The sequence below is a fragment of the Lentzea sp. NPDC058436 genome (assembly GCF_042721515.1).
In the GTDB taxonomy this organism is placed as follows: Bacteria; Actinomycetota; Actinomycetes; order Mycobacteriales; family Pseudonocardiaceae; genus Lentzea.
Window position 1 is genome coordinate 1 of sequence record NZ_JBHXLF010000004.1, and the last position, 24,115, is coordinate 24,115.

General features: G+C 68.0%; 21 protein-coding genes and 2 tRNA genes. 14 read left to right on the forward strand and 9 right to left on the reverse strand.

From position 1 onward, the window contains the following. Positions 1–241: 241 nt before the first annotated feature. Positions 242–1,243, reverse strand: coding sequence for a LacI family DNA-binding transcriptional regulator (locus ACFWN2_RS18590; RefSeq protein WP_382428750.1), 1,002 nt, complete (start codon positions 1,241–1,243; stop codon positions 242–244). A 97-nt stretch (positions 1,244–1,340) separates the two neighbouring features. Between ACFWN2_RS18590 and ACFWN2_RS18595 the strand changes: the two genes are divergently transcribed. From ACFWN2_RS18595 to ACFWN2_RS18630, 8 genes are all read left to right on the forward strand, one after another. After that, positions 1,341–2,594: an ABC transporter substrate-binding protein gene (locus tag ACFWN2_RS18595; protein ID WP_382428751.1), complete on the forward strand. Its 1,254-nt coding sequence runs from the start codon at positions 1,341–1,343 to the stop codon at positions 2,592–2,594. Then, positions 2,591–3,460, forward strand: coding sequence for a carbohydrate ABC transporter permease (locus ACFWN2_RS18600; RefSeq protein ID WP_382428752.1), 870 nt, complete (start codon positions 2,591–2,593; stop codon positions 3,458–3,460). Before ACFWN2_RS18595 ends, ACFWN2_RS18600 begins: the two co-directional genes overlap by 4 nt. After that, positions 3,457–4,278 (forward strand): carbohydrate ABC transporter permease, encoded by an 822-nt coding sequence (locus ACFWN2_RS18605; protein ID WP_382428753.1) that lies wholly within the window; start codon positions 3,457–3,459, stop codon positions 4,276–4,278. The genes ACFWN2_RS18600 and ACFWN2_RS18605 overlap by 4 nt, the downstream gene beginning before the upstream one ends. A 16-nt stretch (positions 4,279–4,294) precedes the next feature. Then, entirely contained in the window at positions 4,295–5,401 is a 1,107-nt protein-coding gene (locus tag ACFWN2_RS18610) for a glycosyl hydrolase (protein WP_382428754.1), read from the forward strand. 4 nt (positions 5,402–5,405) lie between these two features. Beyond that, positions 5,406–8,312, forward strand: a complete 2,907-nt coding sequence (locus ACFWN2_RS18615) for an alpha-mannosidase (protein ID WP_382428755.1) — start codon at positions 5,406–5,408, stop codon at positions 8,310–8,312. A 3-nt stretch (positions 8,313–8,315) separates the two neighbouring features. Continuing rightward, positions 8,316–9,215: a chitinase gene (locus ACFWN2_RS18620; protein WP_382428756.1), complete on the forward strand. Its 900-nt coding sequence runs from the start codon at positions 8,316–8,318 to the stop codon at positions 9,213–9,215. Between the two features lie 120 nt (positions 9,216–9,335). Then, positions 9,336–10,835 (forward strand): PKD domain-containing protein, encoded by a 1,500-nt coding sequence (locus ACFWN2_RS18625; protein WP_382428757.1) that lies wholly within the window; start codon positions 9,336–9,338, stop codon positions 10,833–10,835. 13 nt (positions 10,836–10,848) lie between these two features. Further along, positions 10,849–12,324: a PKD domain-containing protein gene (locus ACFWN2_RS18630; protein ID WP_382428758.1), complete on the forward strand. Its 1,476-nt coding sequence runs from the start codon at positions 10,849–10,851 to the stop codon at positions 12,322–12,324. Here ACFWN2_RS18630 and ACFWN2_RS18635 read toward each other — a convergent pair. Continuing rightward, the gene (locus ACFWN2_RS18635) at positions 12,321–13,457 is read right to left on the reverse strand and encodes a cytochrome P450 (protein WP_382428759.1); all 1,137 of its coding nucleotides are present in this window, start codon (positions 13,455–13,457) and stop codon (positions 12,321–12,323) included. The genes ACFWN2_RS18630 and ACFWN2_RS18635 overlap by 4 nt on opposite strands. Before the next feature lie 169 nt (positions 13,458–13,626). On the opposite strand from ACFWN2_RS18635, the gene ACFWN2_RS18640 reads away from it, so the two are divergent. After that, a complete protein-coding gene (locus tag ACFWN2_RS18640; RefSeq protein WP_176946758.1) occupies positions 13,627–13,803 on the forward strand; it encodes a hypothetical protein in 177 nt (58 codons plus the stop codon). Positions 13,804–13,874: 71 nt separating this feature from the next. Here ACFWN2_RS18640 and ACFWN2_RS18645 read toward each other — a convergent pair whose 3' ends face one another. Genes ACFWN2_RS18645 through ACFWN2_RS18655 form a run of 3 tightly spaced genes read right to left on the reverse strand, consistent with a single transcriptional unit; the run spans position 13,875 to position 17,799 of the window. Beyond that, positions 13,875–14,828, reverse strand: coding sequence for an ABC transporter substrate-binding protein (locus ACFWN2_RS18645; RefSeq protein WP_382428760.1), 954 nt, complete (start codon positions 14,826–14,828; stop codon positions 13,875–13,877). A gap of 12 nt (positions 14,829–14,840) precedes the next feature. After that, a complete protein-coding gene (locus ACFWN2_RS18650) occupies positions 14,841–16,784 on the reverse strand; it encodes an ABC transporter permease (RefSeq protein WP_382428761.1) in 1,944 nt (647 codons plus the stop codon). A gap of 1 nt (position 16,785) precedes the next feature. Next, positions 16,786–17,799, reverse strand: coding sequence for a glycine betaine/L-proline ABC transporter ATP-binding protein (locus ACFWN2_RS18655; protein ID WP_382428762.1), 1,014 nt, complete (start codon positions 17,797–17,799; stop codon positions 16,786–16,788). Between the two features lie 250 nt (positions 17,800–18,049). Between ACFWN2_RS18655 and ACFWN2_RS18660 the strand changes: the two genes are divergently transcribed. Next, positions 18,050–18,988, forward strand: coding sequence for an ABC transporter substrate-binding protein (locus tag ACFWN2_RS18660; RefSeq protein WP_382428763.1), 939 nt, complete (start codon positions 18,050–18,052; stop codon positions 18,986–18,988). A 9-nt stretch (positions 18,989–18,997) separates the two neighbouring features. On the opposite strand, the gene ACFWN2_RS18665 is transcribed toward ACFWN2_RS18660, so the two are convergent. Beyond that, a complete protein-coding gene (locus ACFWN2_RS18665; protein ID WP_382428764.1) occupies positions 18,998–20,770 on the reverse strand; it encodes a hypothetical protein in 1,773 nt (590 codons plus the stop codon). Positions 20,771–20,789: 19 nt separating this feature from the next. Here ACFWN2_RS18665 and ACFWN2_RS18670 point away from each other — a divergent pair, with 19 nt between their 5' ends. After that, entirely contained in the window at positions 20,790–21,548 is a 759-nt protein-coding gene (locus ACFWN2_RS18670; RefSeq protein ID WP_382428765.1) for an alpha/beta hydrolase family protein, read from the forward strand. A gap of 4 nt (positions 21,549–21,552) precedes the next feature. Here ACFWN2_RS18670 and ACFWN2_RS18675 read toward each other — a convergent pair whose 3' ends face one another. Beyond that, positions 21,553–22,164 carry a hypothetical protein gene (locus tag ACFWN2_RS18675; protein ID WP_382428766.1) on the reverse strand — a complete coding sequence of 204 codons (612 nt, stop codon included), beginning with the start codon at positions 22,162–22,164 and terminating at the stop codon, positions 21,553–21,555. Between the two features lie 160 nt (positions 22,165–22,324). Then, positions 22,325–22,398: transfer RNA gene (locus ACFWN2_RS18680), tRNA-Pro, on the reverse strand. 62 nt (positions 22,399–22,460) lie between these two features. On the opposite strand from ACFWN2_RS18680, the gene ACFWN2_RS18685 reads away from it, so the two are divergent. Continuing rightward, positions 22,461–22,531, forward strand: a tRNA-Gly gene (locus ACFWN2_RS18685). A 290-nt stretch (positions 22,532–22,821) separates the two neighbouring features. Here the strand turns inward: ACFWN2_RS18685 and ACFWN2_RS18690 are convergent. Next, entirely contained in the window at positions 22,822–23,370 is a 549-nt protein-coding gene (locus ACFWN2_RS18690) for an NAD(P)-dependent oxidoreductase (RefSeq protein ID WP_382428767.1), read from the reverse strand. A 57-nt stretch (positions 23,371–23,427) separates the two neighbouring features. Between ACFWN2_RS18690 and ACFWN2_RS18695 the strand changes: the two genes are divergently transcribed. Beyond that, positions 23,428–23,727: a winged helix-turn-helix transcriptional regulator gene (locus ACFWN2_RS18695; protein ID WP_382428768.1), complete on the forward strand. Its 300-nt coding sequence runs from the start codon at positions 23,428–23,430 to the stop codon at positions 23,725–23,727. Then, positions 23,724–24,059: a VOC family protein gene (locus tag ACFWN2_RS18700; RefSeq protein ID WP_382428769.1), complete on the forward strand. Its 336-nt coding sequence runs from the start codon at positions 23,724–23,726 to the stop codon at positions 24,057–24,059. The genes ACFWN2_RS18695 and ACFWN2_RS18700 overlap by 4 nt, the downstream gene beginning before the upstream one ends. Positions 24,060–24,115 lie beyond the last annotated feature (56 nt).

The window sequence follows — 24,115 nt, forward strand, 5'->3', positions numbered from 1 at the left end:
GTGTCAAACCGCCACGCTCTTCGGCGGTTTGACACCCCTCCTCTGATGTGGCCCGCTCTTGGCTCGGCTCGTGACGAAGCCACCCCACCACCGCAACCAACCAACGCAACGCGCAGCCGCCCAAACCAACAGGCGTGCCATCAACCCGCGATCGGCGCTGGCCCCGGCTTTTGATCAGATTGGCGGGGTCTGGGGCGGAGCCCCAGGAAAAAACCGCCGCCTACTCACTCAACCCGACCACCTACGCACCGGAGACACGAGCCGAAGGCGCCCCAGTACTCCCCCGAACCACCAACTCGGGCAACACGTCCTCAACATCGGAAGGCGAAGCCCCACCGATCACCGCCACCAAGGCCCGAGCCGCCCGCCCCCCAAACGCAAACGTGTCCCGAGCCAACGCCGTCAACCGCCCGTGCTGACACAAAACCGAGTCGTCCCAAGCAACAAGCGACAACTCACCAGGCACGGCAACCCCAAGCGAGGCAGCGACCTCAGCCCCGGCCACAGCCATAACATCGTTGTCGTAAACGATCGCAGTAGGCGGCTCAGCCGAAGACAGCAACGCCCGAGTGGCAACAGCACCAGACTCAGCCGTGTAGTCCCCGGCAACCACCACACCGTCCACAACGGACGAAGCAAAAGCCGCATCCCGCCGAACCGTGTGCAACAAGGAAGACAACCCGGCCACCCGAGCGATCCGCCGATGCCCCAACGACTTCAGGTACTCCACCACCGAGGTCATGGCCGCGTAGTCATCAGCCCAGACAGACGCCAGCGAACCGTGGTGCCCGGCTCCACCCACCACAACAGCCGGCAACCCCAACGAGGACATCAGCGCAACCCGCGGATCGGACACCAGCAGGTCCACCAGGAACACCCCGTCGACCCGGTGCTCGGCCCACCACCGCTGGTAGAGCGCGATCTCCTCCTCACGGGACGACACGACCTGCAGCAACAGGGCGCACGACATCTCGGACTGCATCCCGGCGATCAGCTGGAAGAAGAACGCCTCGTCCCCCAACGCGCGAGGCGGGCGCACCAGCACCAGCCCCACCGCGTCGGCAGAGGCGGACGACAGGGCGCGGGCGGTGACCGAAGGCCGGTACCCCAACCCCGACGCGACCTCCAGCACGCGCGCACGGGTCGACTCCGACACGCCGGAGCGGCCGTTCAACGCCAACGAGACGGCACCTTTGGAGACCCCGGCCGCCGCCGCGATGTCCTTGATCGTTGGCCTCTTCACACGCGCACCCTGTCCGGAACAAGACAACAAGACGTTCGGAGGCTAGCCGGAGATAAACCGGTTTAGCTAGGGTCCGCGACCAAGGAGGTGGGTGTCAATGAAGAGGCGCACGTTCCTCGCGGGCCTGGCGGCGGTGCCCGTGGCGGGCTGTGGACTGTCCGGCACGTCCAACACGTCATCATCCGCAACGGGCCAGGTCACGGGTGAGATCACGTTCCAGACCTGGTCCCTCAAGCCCAAGTACACCGACTACGTCAACGGTGTCGTCGACGCTTTCCAGAAGCAGCACCAGGGCACCACGGTGAAGTGGGTCGACCAGCCCGCGGACGGGTACCTGGCCAAGGTCATGGCGGACGCGAGCGCGGGCAGCCTGCCCGACGTCATCAACGTGCCGCCGGACCTGAGCTTCCCGCTCGCCAAGGCCGGCCAGCTCGTCAACCTCGACGAGAGCCTGAAGGACGCCAAGCCCGAGTACCTCGACAACGCCTGGCAGGCGTTCGAGATCCCCGGCAAGGGCGGCTGCTACGGCTTCCCCTGGTACCTCAACACCGGCCCGATCTTCTACAACAAGGCCCTGTTCCAGCAGGCGGGTCTCGACCCCAACAAGCCACCGACGAACTTCAAAGAGCTGGAAGCCCAAGCACTCAAGCTCGCCGAGAAGAAGGTCGCCATCCTCGGCCAGACGCCGAGCATCGCCGACTTCGGCCTGTACGGCGTCACCCTCCTCAGCAACGACAAGTTCACGTTCAACGAGCCCAAGGGCGTCGAGTTCGTCGAGACCTACAAGCGGATGTACGACGCGGGCGCGCTCATCCCCGAGGCGCTCACGCAGAACTACACCGGCGCCGGCGCGAAGTTCATGGCGCAGCAGACGGCGCTCAACCCCGGCAGCGCGTACGACCTCGGCAAGTTCAAGACCGACGCGCCCAGCCTCTACGCCAACATCGGCATCACGACGCCCATCACGAACACGGGCAGCGCCAACATGTTCCTGCACGGCGTGAGCGTGCCGAAGAGCAGCAAGAACCAGGCGACGGCGCTCGCGTTCGGCCGTTTCCTCACCAACGCCGAGAACCAGGTGAAGTTCGCCAAGCTCGCCTCGATCTTCCCCAGCACCAGCAAGGGTGGCGACGACCCGTACTTCACGACGGAGGACGGGACGGACGAGGCACGCGTCAGGGTGGCCGCGGCCAAGCAGCTGAAGACCGCGGTGAACTACACGCCCGTGCAGTTCAGCGACCAGATGCGCGAAGCTCTTCTGCAGCAACTGGCCGACGCGATGCTCGGCAAGAAGTCGCCGAAGCAGGCACTGGACGACGCCGTCAACGAGTGCAACCGGCTGCTGAAGTGACCCACCGCCCGTACACGCCGTGGCTGTTCCTGGCTCCAGGACTGGCCATCTGCCTCGTGTTCACGATCTTCCCGTTCCTGAACATGATCGTGCTCGCGTTCACCGACGCGAGCGCGCTGGGCGGCGGTCAGTTCACCGGCGTGGACAACTTCGTGCGGATGTTCCAGGACCCCAAGTTCTGGGCCTCGGCGCGCAACAGCCTGCTCTACATGGTGGGCGTCGTCCCGCCGCTGGTGCTGTTGCCGCTGCTGATCGCGATGCTCGCGCAGAAGATCGTGCCGGGCATCGGGATCTTCCGGACGGCGTTCTTCACGCCGGTGATCGCGTCCACGGTCGTGGTCGGGCTCATCTGGACGTGGCTGCTCGACAGCCGCGGCCTGGTGAACAACGTGGTGGAGGCGTTGGGCGGCACCAGGATCGGGTTCCTGACCGACTCGACGCTGCTGCTGATCAGCTCGATGGTGGTGACGGTCTGGCGCGGCCTGGGCTACTACATGGTGATCTACCTGGCCGCGCTGGCGAACGTGCCGAAGGACCTGCACGAGGCCGCGATGGTCGACGGCGCGGGACCGGTCCGCCGCTTCTTCTCGGTCACGGCGCCCGCGCTGCGGCCGACGATGGTGCTGGTCGCGGCGCTGAGCGCGGTCAACGGGTTCCGCGTGTTCTCCGAGATCTACCTGCTGTCGGGCGGCACCGGCGGGCCGGGCGGGGCGAGCACCACGCTGGTGATGCTCATCCAGTCGGTCGGCCGCGGCCTCACCGGCGAGGTCGGGTACGCGTCGGCGCTGAGCATGGTCCTGTTCGTCGTCCTGCTGGGCCTGCTGCTGGTCACCCTCAAGCTCAACCGCAGGGAGGACCAGCTGTGACGCGCGCCCACGCCTACCTGGCACTGCGCTACCTCGGGCTGCTCGCCATCCTCGCGATCAGCATCGGGCCGTTCCTGTGGCAGTTCGTCACGAGCGTCAAGGGACCGAACGAGGACGTCTTCGTCCCCGACTTCATCCCCGACGACCCGACGTTCGGCAACTACGCGGCCGTGGCCGACGTCGTGCCGGTCTGGTCGTTCGCGCTCAACTCGCTCGGCGTGGCGAGCGTCAACGTCGTCACGAACTGCCTCGGCGCGGCCATGGCCGGCTACGCGTTGGCACGGCTCAGGTTCCGGGGACGCAGGTTCGCCGCCGTGATCTTCGCGAGCAGCATCCTGGTGCCGTTCGAGGCGATCATGATCTCGCTGTTCCTGGTGATGCGCGGGTTCGGCCTCACCAACACGCTCACCGCGGTCGTGCTGCCCGGCGCGATCGCCGCGCTCAACGTCCTGTTGCTGCGCAACGCCTTCCTCGCACTCCCCGCCGAAGTCGAGGAAGCCGCGGTCATCGACGGCGCCAACGCGTGGCAGCGCTTCACCCGCCTCGCGCTGCCGTCGGTCAAGGGCACGCTGGTCGTGGTGGCGCTGTTCTCGTTCATGTTCAGCTGGGACGACTTCCTCTGGCCGCTCATCGTCCTGAGCGATCAGGAGAAGTACACGCTCACCATCGGCCTGGCGTACCTCCAGGGCACGTTCGTGCAGAACCAGCGGCTGGTGGCGGCGGGCACGATCATCGCCGTCGTCCCGCTGATCCTGCTGTTCCTGTTGCTGCAGAAGCACTTCTTCCGCGGAGTGGGAGAAGGCGCGATCAAGGGATGATCCATTGCGTTTCGGCGTGAACTACACCCCTTCCCACGGCTGGTTCCACCACTGGCTCGACTTCTCCCTCGACGACGTCAAGCGCGACTTCGAGTCCATCGCGGGTCTTGGCCTCGACCACGTGCGGGTGTTCCCGTTGTGGCCGGTCTTCCAGCCCAACAGAGGGCTCGTCCGTCCGCAGGCCGTCGAGCAGCTCGCGCAGATGCTCGACGCGGCTCACGAGACAGGGCTCGACGTCCAGGTCGACGTCCTGCAGGGACACCTGTCGAGCTTCGACTTCTACCCGTCGTGGGTGCAGACCTGGCACCGCCGCAACATCTTCACCGACCCCGACGTGATCGACGGGCAGCGGTTCTACGTCCGCACCCTCGCCGAGGCGTTGCGGGACAAGCCGAACTTCCTCGGCTTCACCCTGGGCAACGAGGTCAACCTGCTCACCGAGTCGAACCCGTGCGTGCCCGAGCAGGCCGGTGAGTGGATCGACGCGCTGCTCGACGAGTGCGAGAAGGCAGCGCCGGGCCACCCGCACGTCCACTCCGAGTACGACGCCGTCTGGTATGAGAGCGAGCACGCGTTCCTGCCGGAGCACGCGGCCAACAAGGGCGCGATGACGACCGTGCACTCGTGGGTCTTCAACGGCACCGCGCAGCGCTACGGACCCCTGTCCGTGGAGAGCGTCCACCACGCCGAGTACCTGGTCGAGCTGGCGAAGGCGCACGCCAGGGACCCGCAACGGCCCGTGTGGCTGCAAGAAGTCGGCGCCGCCCAGCCCGAGATCAGCGCCGAGCAGGCACCGGAGTTCGCCGAGCAAACGCTTGCGAACGTGCTGACCTGCTCCAACCTGTGGGGCGTCACGTGGTGGTGCTCGCACGACGTCGACCGTGCGTTGGTGGACTTCCCCGAACGCGAGTACGAGTTGGGGTTGTTGACGACGGAACGCGAGGTCAAGCCGCTCGGCGCGGCGATCGCCCGGATCGTGCGCGAGGCAGTGCACGAGCCGGTTGGGCGCACGCCGATCAAGCTGCACGGCGACCGGCCCACGTGGGGTCCGGGCGGCGCTTTCTTCGACGAGTGGATGAGCCTCGCGCGGCAGGGCGTGCGGGCTTCGATCGAGCTGGGGTGAACACGTGCACGACGAACGCGCGCTGCTGGAAGAACGACTCAACCGCACGCTGAAGGAACGCATCCGCCCGGCCGTCTACGGCGAGACCGCGCCGCTGGAGCTCGCCGTCTGGACGGTGCCGGACGAGCCCGTCCCGGTCGACGAGGCGCTGAACGCCACCTACGCACCGGCGAGCGTCGGCGACGCCTGGGGTGCGCCGTGGAGCACGAGCTGGTTCCGGCTGACCGGCACCGTGCCGGAGTCGTGGAAGGGCAGGCAGGTCGAGGTCGTGCTGGACCTCGGCTTCACCCACCCCGGCCCCGGCTTCCAGTCGGAGGGCCTCGCGTACACGGCGGACGGCCTGCCCATCAAGGGCATCGAGCCGCGCAACACCTACCTGCCCGTGGACGGCTCCGAGGTGCTGTTCTACCTCGAAGCCGCCGGCAACCCGACGATCCTCGACTTCCACCCGTTCCTGCCGACCCAGCTCGGTGACAAGGACACAGCGGGCACCGAACCGCTGTACAAGATCCTCAAGGCCGAGCTCGCGGTGTTCCAGCCGCAGGTGTGGCACCTGATGCTCGACATCGAGGTGCTCCAGGGCCTGATGAAGGAACTGCCGGACCATGACCCGCGCCGTCACAAGGTCCTGCACGCCCTGGACCGGGCGATGGACGCGCTCGACCTGAACGAGGTCGCCGCGACCGCCGACCTGGCCCGCGAGGAGCTGGCCGGCGTGCTGGCGCTGCCAGCCAACGCCTCCGCGCACAAGGTCTCCGCGATCGGCCACGCGCACATCGACTCCGCCTGGCTGTGGCCGCTGCGCGAGACCGTCCGCAAGTGCGCGCGCACGTTCTCGAACGTCACCAAGCTGATGGACGAGTACCCGGACTTCTACTTCGCGTGCTCGCAGGCCCAGCAGTACGCGTGGATGAAGGACCACCACCCGCACGTCTGGGACCGCGTCCGCGAGAAGGTCCGGAGTGGACAGTTCGTGCCGGTCGGCGGCATGTGGGTCGAGTCGGACACGAACATGCCCGGCGGCGAGGCGATGGCACGCCAACTCGTGCACGGCAAGCGCTTCTTCCTCGACAACTTCGGCGTCGAGACCGAGGAGGTGTGGCTGCCCGACTCGTTCGGCTACAGCGCCGCTCTCCCCCAGCTGATCAAGCTGAGCGGTTCGCGCTGGTTCCTCACCCAGAAGCTGTCGTGGAACCAGATCAACAAGTTCCCGCACCACACGTTCTGGTGGGAGGGCATCGACGGCACGCGGATCTTCACGCACTTCCCGCCCGTCGACACCTACAACTCGTCGCTGTCGGGCCAGGAACTGGCCCGCGCCTCACGCCAGTTCGCCGAGCACGCCAAGGCCTCGCGCTCGCTCGTCCCGTTCGGCTACGGCGACGGCGGTGGCGGCCCCACCCGCGAGATGATGGAGACCGCGCACCGCGTCGCGAACCTCGAAGGCTCGCCGACCGTGCGCGTCGAACCGCCGCGCGACTTCTTCCAGGCCGCGCAGGACGAATACCCGGACGCGCCGGTGTGGGCGGGCGAGCTGTACCTGGAGAAGCACCGCGCCACCTACACCACCCAGGCCAAGACCAAGCAGGGCAACCGCCGCAGCGAACACCTGCTGCGTGAGGCCGAGCACTGGTCCACGGCGGCCGCCCTTGCCGGTCACGACTACCCGTACGACGAGCTCGACCGGCTGTGGAAGACCGTGCTGCTGCACCAGTTCCACGACATCCTGCCCGGCAGCTCGATCGCCTGGGTGCACCGCGAGGCCGAGGCGACCTACGCGCGCGTGGCGTCCGAACTAAAGGACCTGACAGCAATCGCGATCGACGCTCTCAAGGGCGACGGCGACGACGAGCTGACGTTCGACGTGCTCGGCGGGGAGGCGCCTCGCGCGTTCGTCGCACCGGTGGACGGCGTCCTCGACAACGGCAGGCTGCGCGTCACGATCGACGCCGAGGGCATCGTCACCTCGATCCTCGACCTCGAAGAGGACCGCGAAGTCCTGCCACCGCACGGCTTCGCGGGCATGCCCCAGCTGCACCGCGACAACCCGAACCAGTGGGACGCCTGGGACATCGACCCGTTCTACCGCAACTGGAAAGCCGACCTGATCCCGTCCGAACGCGTGGACACCTCCGACGGTGTCGTGGTGCGCGCGAAGTTCGGCGACTCCGTCCTCACCCAGACCATCCGGCTCCGCGAAGGCGCCAGGCAGGTCGACTTCGACACCGAGGTCGACTGGCAGGAACGGGAGAAGCTGCTCAAGATCGCGTTCCCGCTCGACCTGCGCGCCGAGGTCTCCACGGCCGAGACCCAGTTCGGCCACCTGCACCGCCCGGTGCACACCAACACCTCGTGGGAGGCGGCGAAGTTCGAGATCTGCGCCCACCGCTTCCTGCACGTCGGCGAACCCGGCTACGGCGTCGCGGTGGTCAACGACTCGACCTACGGCCACGAGGTCACCCGCACCACCCGTGACGACGGCGGAACCACCACGACCGTGCGCCTGTCCCTGCTGCGCGCGCCGAGGTTCCCCGACCCCGAGACCGACCAGGGCGAGCACCGCTTCCGCTACGCCCTCGTGATCGGGGACCTGCCGGCCGCCATCGACGCCGGCTACCGCATCAACCTGCCGCCGCAGACCGTCCGGGGTTCGAACGCGCTGGAACCGTTGGTGCGCACGGACAACCCGGCGGTGAGGGTCGAGGCCGTGAAGCTGGCCGACGACCGGTCGGGCGACGTCGTCGTCCGGCTCTACGAGGCGCACGGCGGCCGTGCCCGCGCCTCGATCAGCACCTCCTTCGCCCACACCCGGATCCAGGAGACCGACCTGCTCGAACGGCCCCTGGCCGACGCGTCGGCAGAGGTGGTGCTGCGCCCGTTCCAAGTGATCACCCTGCGGATTACGAGGTAGCGCATGAAGAAGCTGTTCCTCGCCCTGCTGCTGGTGGCGCTCGCCGCGCCACCGGCCCAGGCGGCCGCCCAGAAGCGAACCGTCGTCTACTACCAGACCCAGTACAGCAACGGCGCGACCGGAACGTACGTCTCGCCCAAGCCCCTGCTCGACCGGGGCACCGGCGTCACGGACGTCCTCGTCGCCGCCATCCACCTCAACGACAACAGGATCGTCCACCTCAACGACCACCCGCCGTCGCACTCGCGGTACACCCAGATGTGGCAGGACCTCGCCGCGATGCAGGCCCGCGGCGTCAACGTGATCGGCATGGTCGGCGGCGCCGCACAGGGCTCGTTCCAACGGCTCGACACCCAGTTCGACACCTACTACCCGTTGCTGCGCGACACGATCCGCACCTACAAGCTCAACGGCGTCGACCTCGACGTCGAGGAGCGGATGTCGATCGCGGGCATCCGGCGTGTGATCGACCAGCTCAAGACCGACTTCGGCGCGAACTTCCTCGTCACGCTCTCCCCGGTGGCGAGCGCGCTCTGGGGCGGCGGCAACCTGTCCGGCTTCAACTACGAGGACCTGTACCGCAGCCACGGCTCGAAGATCGCGTGGTTCAACGGCCAGTTCTACAACGGCTGGGGCAACGCGGGCAGCACCTCGAACTACGACCAGATCGTCAACCGCCGGGTGATCCCGGCGAACAAGGTCGTGCTCGGCACCCTCACCAGCACGGCCAACGGCGGGTCGGGCTACGTGAACATGACGACCCTGAAGAACACCGTGACCAGTCTGAAGACCAAGTACACCGACTTCGGTGGTGTGGCGGGCTGGGAGTACTTCAACTCGCTGCCCGGTGGCACCGCGGAGCCGTGGCGGTGGGCGGCTGACGTGACGGCCATGCAGAAGTAGGCCGTTCGGAGCAACTTCGGGTGGGGTGTGCAACGAACACCCCACCCGTCGCGATTAAGGCGCCGGGGAACCTCCGGCCGCTGGGGACTGGAGGTCTGGGGACTTTGGGGGAGCTTTCGCATGCCTTCTTGGAGATCGATCGCGGTGGTCGCCGCGGTCGCGCTGGGGATGGTCACACCCGGTGTCGCGCACGCGGCACCACCCGCCAACGACGACTTCGACTCGGCCACCGTCATCGGGGCCCTGCCGTACTCGGTCGCGCAGGACACGACCGAGTCGACCAAGTCCGTGGACGACCCCGCCGGCTGCCGCGGCTACTCGGTCGCGGGGTCCGCCTGGTTCCGCTACACCGCGACCGAGGACGGCCTGCTGCGACTGAAGACCGAGGGCAGCGACCGCGATCTGAACCTCACGACGTTCACCGGTGAGCGCGGCGACCTGGTGCAGCTCTGGAACGCCTACTACGACGGCTGCACCACCGAGCGGGCCACGCCGCTCACGTTCCCGGTGCGGGCGGGCACGACCTACCACTTCATGGTGAGCAGCGGCCAGGCGAAGCTCGCGCTGGACAGGATCTCCCGCCTGCCCAACGACGACCTCGCGGGTGCCGAGCAGGTGGCGACGCTGCCGTTCAGCGCGCCGCAGCCCGACTACACCCGAGCGTCCCGCGAAGCGGACGAGCCGAGCACGAACCAGTGCTCCGGCTCAGGTGCGCCGTCGGTCTGGTACGCCTACACGCCCACGCGGAACCACTCGGTGGTCCTGCACGTCGAGGGCTGGGGCTCCGGTCCCACCGCGTCCGTCTACGAGGGCACCTCGATCGACGACCTGACCTTCCTCGGCTGTGAGGGCTCGCAGCACTACAACGGCAAGTCCGTCGCGGTGACCGCCGGCAAGACGTACTACTTCCAGTGGTCCGGCGGCGGTTACTACAGCTATCCCTCGACGCTCGAACTGACCGAGGCGGAGCCGCTGCGGACGAGCGTCTACACCGGATACGACCACGACCGGTCGCTCTTCGAGACCATCGGCTTCTCCCTCGACCACACGAACGACTACAACGACCCCGTCACGACCGAGTGGGACTTCGGGGACGGCACGACCGCTCCGGCGAGCACGGAGGACCACCAGTCGCACCGCTATGCCGCGGACGGCGTCTACACGGTGACCGTGCGCTCGAAGACCGGAGACGGCCGCACGGCGACGGACACGACGACGGTCACGGTGAAGACGCACGACGTCGGCATCTCGAAGTTCTCCGCGCCGGCCAGCGCGCGGGCCGGTGACCAGAAGCCGATCACCGTCCAGGTGTCGAACACGCGCTACCTGGAGAAGGTGAAGACCACCGTCTACCGCGACAACGGCAACGGCAACGGCTGGCAGGAGGTCGGGACGCTCACGATCGACGTGCCGGCGCACCCGACCCGCAAGGTGAAGTTCCCCTTCGCCTACACCTTCACCCCGCAGGACGCGGTGACCGGCAAGGTCTCGTTCCGCGCGGTCGTCGAACCGCAGCTGGAGTACCCGGTGCGGGACGCGATCCCGTCCGACAACGAGGTCATCACCATCGCCACGACCGTCCGGCCGGCGCTTCAGTCCGCCGCCGCCGTCGCGAACTGATCCGGGGGAGATCATGAGACTGTCCAGGAGAATTCTCGTGTCCGCGTTCGCCGCGGCGGTGCTCGCGACGTGCGCGCCCGCGGTGGCGCTGGCCGCCGCGCCCGGCGACGACTTCGACACCGCGGTCGACGTCATGGCACTGCCGTTCCAGCAGACGGTCGACACGACCGGTGCCACCAAGGCCACCGACGACCCGAGCGCCTGCAACCACTGGGGTGAGAGCTCGGTCTGGCTGCGCTACACCGCCCCGGCCGACGCCATCGTCCGGCTGAAGACGGAGTCCACGCGTTTCGGGCCGTTCTTCGGCGTGTTCACCGGAGAACGCGGCGCGCTCACGCCGGTGCCGGGTGCCTGCGACTCCAACAGCCCGCACGACGACACCTTCCGCGTCCAGGCGGGCGTGACGTACCACGTCATGGTCGTCGAGTACTACTCGTGGTACGCCGGGCCGGTCAGCGTGAGCATCTCCCCGGTCCCCGCGTCGCCGAACGACGACCGCGCGGCCGCGGCTGCGGCGGAGCTCTCCGAGCGGTACGACGGCGACCTGCGGCGCGCGTCCGCGGAGGCGGGCGAACCGGTGGCGAGCTGTGACGCCCGTGCGACGCAGTCGGTCTGGTACCGCTACACGCCGGCCAAGGCGAAGTTCGTGCAGGTGCTGTCCGACCGGACTGCGGTGAGCGTGTACCGCGCCTCCGATCTGTCCGAAGTGGACTGCGAGCCGTCCGGCGAGAGCAACTACCAGCACAACGTTTTCTCGGCGACGCCCGGCGAGTCCTACCTGATCCGGGTGGCGGACTCGGTGGAGGACGCGGGGCCGTTCTTCGTCGAGCTCGTCGAGGCCGCCCCGCTGAGCCCGTCCGTCAACGCCTACCCCAACAACCCCACGGTCTTCACGGACGTGACGATCGCGCCGTACACGGGTGAGCAGCGGCCGTTCGTCAGCGGCACGGTGCAGTTCGGTGACGGCGGCTCGGCGCAGATCGTGCCCGGCGAGACGATCAAGCACCGGTACGCGGCCGACGGCGACTACACGATCACGGTGACCGGCGCGACGAAGGACGGCCGCACCGGTACCGGTTCGGAGGTGCTGAAGGTCGACACGCACGACGTGTCGGTCACCGCGTTCACCGTCGCGGCATCGGCACGGGCGGGCCAGACCAAGCAGTTCAAGGCGACCGTCGCCAACACCCGGCACGACGAGAACGTCCGCGTGACGCTCTACAAGGTCGGCGCGGCCGGTGGCGGCTACGACCTGGAGATCGGCCACACCACGCAGTGGGTCCCGGCGTCCGGAACCCGCCGGACGGACTTCCCGTTCGCCTACACCTACTCGGCGGAGGACGCCGCGAAGGGCACGGTGGAGTTCCGGGTGGAGGCCACGATGCCCGACCGCGGCTGGGGATCGGATGCCAAGCCCGACGACAACCAGGCGCGCGCCACGACCACGAGCGTGCGCAAGGCGGCCGCGGCGAACGCCGTGATCGACTAGTCGAAGCGGAAGGTGGCTGTCTCGAGGTTGTCGAGCATCCACTGACGTCGCACGACCGGTGCGCCGGTTTCCCTGCGCAGCAAGGGAAGCCGGCGCACCATCTCCTCCAGCAGCACACGTTTCTCCAGCCGTGCGAGGCCGGCGCCCAGGCAGTGGTGCGGCCCGTGCCCGAACGTCATGATCCGCGTCCTGCGCCGGATGTCGAACGTGTCCGGGTCGGCGTAGCGTGCGGGATCGCGGTTGGCCGCGCCGAGCCACCCGCTGACCCACTGCCCCGCCTCCATCCGCTGCCCGCCGATCGTGACGTCGCGCGTCACCTGCCGGCGCGGGCCGGGGAAGACCGGGTACCAGCGCATGGTCTCCTCGATCGCGCCCGGGATCAGCGACGGGTCCGCGCCCAACTCCTCCCAGCAGCCGAACTCGGTGAGGAACAGCACGGCGTTCGGGATCGTCGCGGCCGTCGTGTCCACGCCGGCGCCGAGCAGCATCGCGCAGTAGCCGACGAGGTCCCAGTCCGACATCGGCCTGCCGTCGACGAGGTAACCCGCGGCCTGCACGGCCAGCAGCTCGGCGATCAGCCCGTCCCCCGGTTCGGCGCGCTGGCGCTCGATCTCGGCGGCGAAGAACTCCGCCATCTCGGCCTGCCGCGGCACGGTGTTCGTCGTGACGGCCTCCTGGTACCACTGCTCCAGCCACTCGGTCATCCGCGTCTCGGCGCTGAGGCCGAGGCCGAGCAGGTGGCAGACCACCCTGGTGGGAAGCGGTTTGCCGAGAGCGGTCACGACGTCGAAGCCGCCGGGGTCGAGGCCGTCGACCAGTTCGGTCGCGATCGCACGGATCCGGTCTTCCAGCAGTGACATCACCCGCGGGCTGAACGGGTCGGCGACGGCGGCCCTCAGGTCGCGGTGACGTTGCCCGTCCGCGGCCCACATACCGCTCAGCACGGGGTTGGCGAGCGGCCTGGTCTCGTCGGTGAGGCCGTAGCTCGACGAGAAGCACTCGACGTCGGACAGAACGCGCTGGACGTCGGCGAGGGAGAAGACGTGCCAGGAGCCGAGCTCCGGATCGAAGTGCACCTCGGTGGCGGGATCGAAGAACTTCGCAGGCCGGGCGGGCAGGTGGGCGGCGGTCATGCCCTCGATCGTGGCCCCTTACCCGTACCGCCGGGATCCGCTGATCCGGCTACCGCAGTGCTGCGTAAGGGGTCTCACCAGGCGACCTTAGGTGATCGTCCGATGTAGGAGCCCACCCCTCAGGAGCAATCTCATCGTCATCAGGAAGACGAACTGAGGAGTGAGTGAGATGGAATGGACGCCCGAGGCGATCAAGGCGGAGATGGACTACCGGCAGGAGGCCCTGCGGGAGGACGCCCGCCGCGTCCAGGAGTACTACCGCAACGGCGGGAAGCCGCGGTCGTGGTGGCACCGGATGACGCACCGCCACGAGCCTGAGGTGCCCGCCGGTCCCCAGGCCGCGTGATGTCACAAGAGCAGCGGGGTGTGGTTCCTCTCGTCCAGGAACCACACCCCGCTGCTGTGCTCAGGCTCTGACTAGGCCTTGGGGAGCCACGCCTTGACCTTGTCGGCGTTGGCGTCCGCCCACTTCTTGGCGGCGTCCTCGGGCTTCATCTTGTCCTCGGCGATGTACTTCGCCACGGTGTTCTGGTCCTCGTTGGTCCACTTGAAGTTCTTGACCAGCTGGGCCGCGGGGCCGTTGGCGTCGGCGAACTTCTTCGACACGATCTTGTCGAGGTCGTAGTCGGGGTAGTCGCAGGCGATCTTCTCGGCGTCGGCGTCACAGCCCGCCGCGTACGCGGGCAGCTTCACCTTCTCCAGCTTGATCTCGTTGAGCAGCCACTGCGGCGAGTAGAAGTAGCCGATGACCCACTTCTTGTCCTTCTCCGCCTGGCGGAAGGCCTGGATCAGCGCGGTCTCGCTGCCGCCGTAGACGACCTTGTAGTTGAGGTTCAGGTTCTTCACCAGAGCCTCGTCGTTGGTCACGAACGACGGGTCGCCGTCGAGCAGCTGGCCCTTGTCGCCGGACTCCGAGGTCTTGAACTGGTCGGCGTACTTGTTGAGGTTGTTCCAGTCCAGGATGTCGGGGTGCTCCTTGGCGAGCCACGGCGGCACGTACCAGCCGATCTGCCCCTTCACGCCCGTGGAACCCGCGCTGACGGCCGTCTTCTGCTCGTCGATGTACTTCTTGCGCAGGTCGTCGTGGCCCCAGTTCTCGACCACGGCGTCGACCTCACCGGTGCCGAAGCCCTGCCAGGCGACCTCTTCCTTGAGCTCCTTCTTCGTGACCTTGCACTTGAGCTCCTTCTCGGCCACGTGGGCGAGGACGGCCGCGTTCGCCTCGTAACCGACCCAGGGGTTGATCGCGAGGTTGAACGTGCCGCAGTCACCGGTCGCACCCGAGGAGGTGTCACCGACCTTGGCGCCACCGCAACCAGCCAAAGCGAGCGCTCCGACGAGCACCGCTCCCAGCACGCTGTGCCTTGCCACTGTCCAGACCTCCTAGTTGGTCCACCGCTTGGCGGCCGCCTGGGTGAGGCGGTCGAGCATGACGCCGAGCACGACGATCGCGACACCGGCCGCGAGCCCCTTGCCGTACAACTGGCCCTGCGAGAACCCGGCCACCACGTCGTAACCGAGCGCGCCGGCGCCGACGAGACCGCCGACGACGACCATCGAGAGCACGTAGATCAGGCCCTGGTTCGCGGCGAGGGTCAGCGCCCCGCGCGCCATGGGCAGCTGCACCTTCACGATCGTCTGCCACGAGCTCGACCCGAGCGCCGTGGACGCCTCGACCGTGGCGGGCGAGACCGCGCGGATGCCGTCCGCGATGATCTTGATGGCCACCGGCGCCGCGAACACCACGGCGGCGATGATCGCCGTGAAGCGCGATGCGGAGAACAGCGCCAGGAACGGCACCAGGTAGACGAACGCGGGCATGACCTGCGCCGCGTCGAGGACCGGCCGGATGACCCTGTCGGCCCGCCTGCTGCGTCCCATCCAGACACCGACGACGATCCCCAGCGCCATCACCAGGATCGTGGCGACCAGCGTGGACGCCAGCGTGATCATCGAGTCCTGCCACAGGCCGGTGGCGATCAGCAGGGCCACGCACACGGCCGAGACGATCGCGGACCGGACACCGCCGATCAGGAACGACAGCGCGACGATCACCAGCGCCACCAGGAACCACGGCGACTCGGCCAGCAACGCCTGCAGCGGGTTGATCAGCGCGAACGTGACGAAGTCCTTGAAACCGTTGGTGAGCACCGGAAGCGAGTCCTGCGCCCACTCCGTCACGGCCGTCGCGCCCTTGTTGATCGAGCTGCCGATCTCCACGTCCGACTGGAACTCCGCCGCCCACAGGTAGGTGTAGGAGAGGTAGACGCAGACGGCCGTCACGCCGGCACCGCCGAACAACGCCCAGCGCGGAAGCTCACGGCGTTCGCTCGCGGCGGCGGTCGTGACGCGGTCCAGCACGATGGCCAGCACCACGATCGCGAGGCCCGCGTTGAACGCCGTGCCGACGTCGAGGGTCTGCAACGCCTTCACGACGGTCTTGCCGAGACCGGGCGCGTCGATCAGCGCGGCGATCGTGACCATGGCCAGTGCCGCCATGATCGTCTGGTTGATGCCGAGCACGATCGTCTTGCGTGCGGACGGCAGCAGCACCTTCACGAGCGTCTGGTTCCGCGTCGCGCCCAGGGACTCGCTCGCCTCGACGGTGTTGCGCGGCACCGAGCGGATGGCGTGCGCGGTGATCCGGATCGCCGGCGGCGCCGCGTAGATCAGCGTCGCGATGGTGGCCGACGCCGGGCCGATCAGGAAGAACAACGTCAGCGGTGCCAGGTAGACGAACGTCGGCATCGTCTGCATGAAGTCGAGCACCGGGGTGAGAACGCGGTGGGCCCGGTCGGACAGCCCCGCCCAGATCCCCAGTGGAATGCCGATGAGCAACGAGATCACGACCGCCGCGAGGGTCAGCGAGAGCGTGTCCATGCTCTCCTGCCACAAACCTTGCAGTCCGAGGAACACGAAGCCCGCGACGGCGAGCAGCGCGATCCGCCAGCCGGCGACCGCGAGACTGACGAAGCCGGCGATCGCGACCACGCCGAGCCAGCCGATCACCGGCACGGGCCTGCCGAACGACGGCTGCGCGATCAGGGCCTGGACGAAGGTCACGAACTCGTCGATGACGAGCCGGATCTCGTTGAAGAAGTACAGGAACAGCGGGTTCGAGTTCCTGGACGCGCCGACGGCGTCGTTGATCTCGTTGATCCAGCGGTGCAACGGGGTCAGGTCGGCGGCGCCGAGCGCCAGCGTCCCGACGTTGCGGAAGACCAGCCACAGCACGAGCCAGGCCAGCACGATCCCGCCGAAGATCAGCGCCTTGCGGTGCTGGAGCAGCCGAGGTTGCTGTTGTTGAGGGGCGGCGACGGCGACCATGTCACGCCTCCCCGGCCACGACCCCGAGGATCTCCTCGTCCGCGACCACACCGAGCAGTTCGCCGTCCCGCACGACCTTGACCGGCTTGTGGGCGGTCAGCACGCTGCGCACCGCTTCCCGCACAACGGTTTCCGGCGCCAGTTCGGGCCCGTCGAGGTCGTCGTCGGGACGCGGCGGCCGCATGATCCACTTCAACGTCAGCACGTTCGAGCGCGACACGTCCTTCACGAAGTCGCGCACGTAGTCGTCCGCGGGCGCGCCGACCAGCTCGTCACCGGTGCCGACCTGCACGACCTTGCCGTCGCGCATGATCAGGATGCGGTCGCCCAGCTTGAGCGCCTCGCTCAGGTCGTGGGTGATGAAGACCATCGTCTTGCCGACCTCGCGGTGCAGCCTGATGACCTCGGACTGCATGTCGCGCCGGATCAGCGGGTCGAGCGCGGAGAACGGCTCGTCGAAGAACAGGACGTCGGGGTCGCCCGCCAGTGCGCGCGCGAGGCCGACGCGTTGTTGCATACCGCCGGAGAGTTGGTCCGGATAGGACTTCTCATAGCCGGTCAGACCTACTAGATCGATCACTTCCTGGGAACGCTCCCCGCGTTTCGCGCGTGGTACCCCGCGGATTTCCAGTCCGTAACCGACGTTGTCGGCAACGGTCCTGTGAGGAAGCAGACCGAAGTGCTGGAACACCATGGAGAACTTGTTCCTGCGCAGGTCGCGCAGGCGTTTCGCGTCCGCCTCGAGAATGTTCTCGCCCTCGAACAGGATCGTGCCCGCGGTCGGTTCCACGAGTCTCGTGAGACAACGGACCAGTGTGGACTTGCCCGAACCGGACAATCCCATGACCACGAACATCTCACCGGGAGCGACGTCGAAGTCGACCCCGCGCACAGCGGCGACAGCACCGGTGCTGTCCATCAACTCCTGTCGTGACAACGCTTTGAGCTCGTCCGATGCCGCCACACGAGCCGCGTTGGAGCCGAACACCTTCCACAGGTCCCTGACCGAAATCACGGGATCCACGCCAAATCACTCCGACCTGTTGCGGACTGCGCACACCGTTTCTCGATGCGCGACAGCATTGACCTTCGCACGAGTACGGTCAAGGGCTGATACAAATCTGCTCCTTTGTGGACAACCGGTCATCCCATGACTTGACTCGATCTGAGCGATGGGGAAAAGCTGAACTGAGCGGTCCCCTGCACCGCTCTTCCCTCCCGATGAGGAGCTGTTGTTCGTGCAAGCGCCCAGAATCGCTCTGGCAATGACGCTCGTGTTGACGATTGCCGGTTGTGGCGGTGGTTCAACGGCATCACCGCGCTCCAGTTCGGCAGCCCCCACCGAGCCCTGTGACTCCATCACCATCGCGGTGAACCCGTGGGTCGGCTACGAGGCGAACGCCGCCGTGGTCGCCTACCTCGCCGAGAAAAGGCTCGGCTGCAAGGTGACGAAGAAGGAGGTCGACGAACAGACTGCCTGGCAGGGCCTCGACTCCGGCGAGATCGACGTGATCCTCGAGAACTGGGGACACGAGGACCTGAAGCAGAAGTACATCGACGAGAAGCGCTCCGCCGTGCGGGTCGGCCCGTCCGGCAACAAGGGCGCGATCGGCTGGTACGTGCCTCCGTGGATGAAGAAGGAGTTCCCGGACATCACGAACTGGCAGAACCTCAACAAGTACGCCGAGAAGTTCAAGACCGCGCAGTCCGACGGCAAGGGCCAGGTGCTCGACGGCGACCCGTCGTTCGTGACCAACGACGAGGCTCTGGTCAAGAACCTGAACCTCAACTACAAGGTCGTCTACGCGGGCAGCGAGGAAGCGCTGATCAAGGCGTTCCGCCAGGCCCAGGAGAAGAAGACGCCGCTGATCGGCTACTTCTTCGAGCCGCAGTGGCTGCACCTCGACATCGAGCTGGTCAAGGTCGACCTGCCCGAGTACCAGGCGGGATGCGACGCGGACGCGGCCAAGGTCGCCTGCGACTACCCGCGCTACGAGCTCGACAAGATCGCGTCCAAGAAGTTCGTGGACAAGGGCGGCCCCGCCGCCCGGCTCGTCCAGAACTTCCAGTGGAGCAACGACGAGCAGGACACGGTCGCGTCCTTCATCGCGAAGTACAAGATGTCGCCCGACGAGGCGGCGAAGCGGTGGGTCGAGGCGAACCCGGACCGGGTCGAGGACTGGCTCACGAAGGCCAAGCCGTAACTTCCGTCCTCAGTTCCTGCCCCGCGACCACCACTTCTCGTCCGGCCCGGAGATGTCCTCGACGCTGAGCCTCCGGACCGATCCCGCCCGCTTGAGCCGGGCGACCAGCTGGTCCTGTCGTTGCGCGAGCCGGCGGTAGATCTCCACGGCGGAGGTCTCCTGCCGGCTCTGCTGGTTCTGATCCTGGGCACGCCTTTCGACAGTTCTCCAGTTGCCGAGGAACTCCAGCGTGAGATCCGCCACTGCCTGTCCTGCGTGCGCGGTGAGCGTGTCGGCCGGCGAGGCGAACCGTCCCGCGTGGAACGCCAGGTTCCTGGTGACGTAGAGCCACTCCAGCAGTGCGGCGGCGGTGTCCTCCTGCTCCCGCAACCAGGCCGCGAGGACCTTCGAGTCCGCGAGCCTGCCGCGCCACACTTCAACGAGGTCCTGGACGAGACCTCCCTCGCTCCCGGCCAGCGCGGTGATGGCCTTCTGCGCGGCGTCGACCTGCGCGTTCGGACGGTTGTGCGGGATCAGCACCTCCAGCCACGCGTCCACGGACCTCAGGTGGTGCTTCACACCGGTGGTCGGCACCTGCGCGTCGAGCGGCCCGCGCAACTCGGTGTCGTGGTTGGTGACCACGACGTGCAGGCTGACGAGGTGCTGCCGCAGCATCTGCAGCGCACAGCCCTTGGCCAGCCACGCGATCTTGCTCGGGTCCAGCCCCGTCGCCTCCAGCGCGCTCCACGCCAGCCCGGCGCTGGCCATCGGCGCGTCGACCTGCCGCGCCAGGTTCGCCACCCGCATCGCACTGCGCAGCTCCTCAGGCCAGTACGCGGTGAGCGGGTAGGCGTTGCTGACGGTCCGCTGGTGCTCGGTGCCCCGCGTGACCCGCCCACCCGGCCCGCTGACCTGCCAGAGCGGCGCGACGCGCAACTCGGTGAGCCGCTCCCCCGCCGCGTACTGGTCGAGCACCTCGCTCAGCACCCTGCGACCCTTGAGCGCCGCCGTGTGCGCGTCCGCGGCCTCGACCGGCAGCCGCACCAGCACCGACGACCCGTCGACAGCGCCCTTCAGGAAGTCGTCCTTCGGCAACCTGTTGCGGTGCAACGGCTCCTGCCGCGCCTCGGGCAACAGCTCGTCCAGGTGCCTGAGCACGCGTGCACCCCGCACCACGAGCGCCACGACGTGCCGTTGCTCCCGCGGCCACAGCACGTCGCCCAGATCGCCGGACTTCTTGAGCCACCGCAACAGGTCCGTGCGCAGGTGCCTGCCATCGCGCCCGCGCATCGCCACGACCACGGCGACCTCGGCGATCATCCTGGCGCGCAACGGAAGCGCGACCCCGTTCCACAGTGAAGTGATCCACCCCCGGACGGCCCGCGCGAGCACCTCCGGGTCGAGCTTCGCGGCGGCAGCGGCCGTCACCTGCGGATCGAGCTTCTGCCCGTCCTTGGCGATGGCCGCGTCAACGCTCTTGAGGACCTTGCGCGCCGCGGCGAGCTCATCAGTCCCACCGTGCACGAACGCAGGCCTGGCCGCGTCCACGCACGCCAGCGAGGTCGTGACGATGCGGCGCAACAGGTTCCACCGCGGCTGGTCCTCCGCAGCGTGACTCTCCAACGCCGTCCGCGCACGAGTGACCGCGAGCACAGCACTGTTGAGCCCCGCGACGTGCTCACCGAGGTGCGCGTCGGGGTCCAGCGCCCGCAACACGCCCTGCAACAACGCCCGTTGCCCGCGATCGAGCCCGGCGGCGTCGAACGCCTGCCGCAACCGGCCGTCGAGGTACTGGTACCGCACGTGACGCACCATAGAGGTCATGGACAACCGGAAAGCGGTCTTCGAGGGCGCCCACGGCCAGGCACTGGCGGGCCGGCTGGAACTGCCCGCAGGGGACGTGGTCGCCACAGCCGTGTTCGCGCACTGCTTCACCTGCGGCAAGGACTCGGTGGCGGCCAGCCGCATCGCCCGAAGGCTCGCCGAACGAGGCGTGGCGGTGCTGCGGTTCGACTTCACCGGACTCGGCCAGTCCGACGGGGACTTCGCCAACACCACCTTCACCTCGAACGTAGACGACCTGGTCTGTGCCGCAGGTCACCTGCGCGACACCATCGGCGCCCCCAGCGTCCTCATCGGACACTCACTGGGCGGCGCGGCCGTCCTCTCCGCCGCACACCAGATCCCGGAGGTGCGCGCGGTGGTCACGATCGGCGCCCCGTTCGACACCTCGCACGTCGAGCACCTACTCGGACCGTCCAGATCGCGGATCGAGGCCGACGGCGTGGCCGAGGTGCTGCTGGCCGGCCGCCCGTTCCGGATCAGCAACGACTTCCTGCTCGACATCAACCAGCAGAACCAGACGGCGTGCATCTCGGGCCTCGGCCGCGCGCTGCTCGTCATGCACTCGCCGCAGGACGACACGGTGGGCATCGACAACGCGCGGCTCGTCTACGACTCGGCCCGGCACCCCAAGTCGTTCATCTCTCTGGACGGCGCCGACCACCTGCTGACCGACCGCGCGGACGCCGCGTACGTGGCGGAGGTGCTCGCGGCGTGGGCGAGCCGCTACCTGGTCTAGATCGTCACCCGATCGACCAGACCCAGCCGCGGCCCCCGTCCTTCGCCGGCGCCGACCAGGCGGACGCGACGGAGACCGCGGACTCGGGCACGTCGACCTCCACCGTTCCCGCGTACTTCGAGTTGGGCAGGATCGTGCTGGAGAGGCTGCTCTTGTTGTCCGCGCACAAGCCCGGCTGCGCGTCGTGCACGAACCCGTCCGCGCTGAGGCCCTTGAGGGAGAACGGGTTGAAGATGGTCGGCGCCCCGAGCTGCCCGTCGGGACTGAGGTTCCCCGTCGTCAGCGACACGTGCAGCAGCAGAGTCTTGCGCCCCGAAGCGGCTGGCGTTCCGTACTGGTAGCACTTCGGATTCACATCGATCTTGTCGACGGTGAACTTGATCGCGCACGTGTCGATGGAGGTCGTGCACTCCGTCCCGCTCAGCTCACCGACCTTCTTCGGCAGGAAGCCCTGCGCCGTCAGGTTCCTCGTCGTCGCAGGAGCAGTGGTCGCCGCGGACGCGCTGCTGCTCGGCGTCGGGCTGGGCGCCGGGCTGCTGGTCTCGGCGGACGGACCCGTGCACGAAACGAGCAGGACGACCAGGGGCAGGGCGGCGCCGGCGACTTTCGGCAGCATGGCGGACTCCTCGGCAGCGTGGTGTTACCAGTCCTCATCGGAGGCAGCCGAGGGGCATTACGCGAGGTCACTCCTTCGAGTGACGCCAGCCGAGGTCGAGGTCACCGGAGAAGCCGAAAGCCCTCGACGACGCAGGTCATCGAGGGCTTTCGTCAACCGATCGGGGCGACAGGATTTGAACCTGCGACCCCCCGCTCCCAAAGCGGGTGCGCTACCAAGCTGCGCCACGCCCCGGTTGCAACCAGCTTACCGCCACCCGCTAAGGTAATGACCGCAGCCCCTCAGGGGGACGCAGCGCGGGCGTAGCTCAATGGTAGAGCCCTAGTCTTCCAAACTAGCTACGCGGGTTCGATTCCCGTCGCCCGCTCGTGACCGAGGCCGACTCGTGTCTGCGGAATGCGCAGACCTGGTCGGCCTCTTGCATTTCTTTCTGGGGGCCGAGCCCCCCAGACCCCCACGCTGGGGGCCCGCCCCCGGACCCCCATCACCGCGGTCAGGCCACGGGCAGGCGTGCCCGTCGTGAGGTCGACCGAGCCGATGCCGCGGTCGGGCGTGCCTGTCGTGAGGTCGACCGAGCCGATGCCGCGGTCGGGCGTGCCTGTCGTGACAGGTCTACCAAACCGATGTGACGGTCAGGCGTGCCCGTCGTGAGGTCGGTCAGGCCGAGGCCACGCCCACCTGGGTGTGGCGGTGGGTGGGGTGGTCGATCTCGTCCGCCACGGCCAGGGCGAAGTCCTCGTAGGTCAGGGTGTCGGACGGGTCGGCCTCGCTGAGGCGGTAGCGGCCGGTGGGGGTGCCGCCGAAGTTGCCCGCCGGGCTCATCACCAGCCAGTCCACGCCGGACTCCGCCAGCACCTCGACGCCTGCCGCGTGGCCCAGGCAGAACGGCCTGAACTCCGCCGGGAAGTCCGGGGCGTCGACCACGCGCACGCCCGGCGCGGTCTCCAGGAGGGTGTAGATGCCGACCACGACGATGCGGCCGGCGCCGGACGCCACTAGTGCGCGGGAGACCTCCGGGTAGAACTCCGCCGGGTCGCGAGCCAGGTCCACCACGGCGCTCACCGCCACGTCGTGGCCCGCTGCCAGATCCGGGCGGACGCCGGGGTCGCGGCCGACCCTGGTCACCTCGTGGCCGCGGGCCTCCGCAGCGGTGACGATCTGGCTGCCTGCTCTGCCGGACGCTCCGAAAACAACGATCTTCGCCATGAGCGCGAAGGTAGGGTGCGGACAGCCGGTTTCCGCAACGATATCGGGGGTGAGCAGGTGGAATGCACGCACGACCTGCCGTACCGCATCGGTGACAAGTGGACCGCGCACGTGTTGCGGGCGTTGCAGGACGGGCGGCGGCGGTTCACGCAGTTACGTGCCGAGATGCCGTGGGTGACGCCCAAGGTGCTCGCCGAGACGTTGCGGGCGATGGAGCGCGACGGGACTGTTTCGCGCGAGGCGTTCGTGGAGAACCCGCCGCGGGTCGAGTACGAGCTGACGGCCCACGGGCGCAAGGTGCTCGGACTGCTCGACCTCTGTTGTGACTGGGCCCGAGAGAACCTGGTGGAGACGTGAGGCTGGAACAGATCGTCATCGACAGCAACGACCCTGGCAGGCTCGTCCGGTTCTGGGCTGAGCTGCTCGGCGGTGAGCCGGTGAACCGCGAGCTCGGGTGGGCGCACGTCGAACCGCCCGGTGGCGTGCGGATGTCGTTCCAGCCCGTGCCGGAGCGCAAGGACGTGAAGAACCGGTTCCACCTCGACTTCGAGGTCGACGACATCGAGGCCGCCGTGGTGAAGGCGGTCAGCCTGGGCGCCACCCGCGACGGTGTCGTGCACACCGACGAGAAGGGCAGCTTCCAGGTCATGCGCGACCCGGAGGGCAACGAGTTCTGCTTCGTGCGCTGAACGATCAGAGGACTAGTGGAAAGCGCGCCAGAGCGCCTCACCGAAGCGGATCGCGA

What these genes read in the sequence shown, in the direction of transcription:
- ACFWN2_RS18635 (WP_382428759.1), bottom strand. Translation starts at nt 13,457, where the DNA reads ATGACCGCCGCCCACCTGCCCGCCCGGCCTGCGAAGTTCTTCGATCCC.
- ACFWN2_RS18675 (WP_382428766.1), bottom strand. Translation starts at nt 22,164, where the DNA reads ATGCTGCCGAAAGTCGCCGGCGCCGCCCTGCCCCTGGTCGTCCTGCTC.
- ACFWN2_RS18690 (WP_382428767.1), bottom strand. Translation starts at nt 23,370, where the DNA reads ATGGCGAAGATCGTTGTTTTCGGAGCGTCCGGCAGAGCAGGCAGCCAG.
- ACFWN2_RS18630 (WP_382428758.1), top strand. Translation starts at nt 10,849, where the DNA reads ATGAGACTGTCCAGGAGAATTCTCGTGTCCGCGTTCGCCGCGGCGGTG.
- ACFWN2_RS18595 (WP_382428751.1), top strand. Translation starts at nt 1,341, where the DNA reads ATGAAGAGGCGCACGTTCCTCGCGGGCCTGGCGGCGGTGCCCGTGGCG.
- ACFWN2_RS18670 (WP_382428765.1), top strand. Translation starts at nt 20,790, where the DNA reads ATGGACAACCGGAAAGCGGTCTTCGAGGGCGCCCACGGCCAGGCACTG.
- ACFWN2_RS18620 (WP_382428756.1), top strand. Translation starts at nt 8,316, where the DNA reads ATGAAGAAGCTGTTCCTCGCCCTGCTGCTGGTGGCGCTCGCCGCGCCA.
- ACFWN2_RS18640 (WP_176946758.1), top strand. Translation starts at nt 13,627, where the DNA reads ATGGAATGGACGCCCGAGGCGATCAAGGCGGAGATGGACTACCGGCAG.
- ACFWN2_RS18625 (WP_382428757.1), top strand. Translation starts at nt 9,336, where the DNA reads ATGCCTTCTTGGAGATCGATCGCGGTGGTCGCCGCGGTCGCGCTGGGG.
- ACFWN2_RS18660 (WP_382428763.1), top strand. Translation starts at nt 18,050, where the DNA reads ATGACGCTCGTGTTGACGATTGCCGGTTGTGGCGGTGGTTCAACGGCA.
- ACFWN2_RS18650 (WP_382428761.1), bottom strand. Translation starts at nt 16,784, where the DNA reads ATGGTCGCCGTCGCCGCCCCTCAACAACAGCAACCTCGGCTGCTCCAG.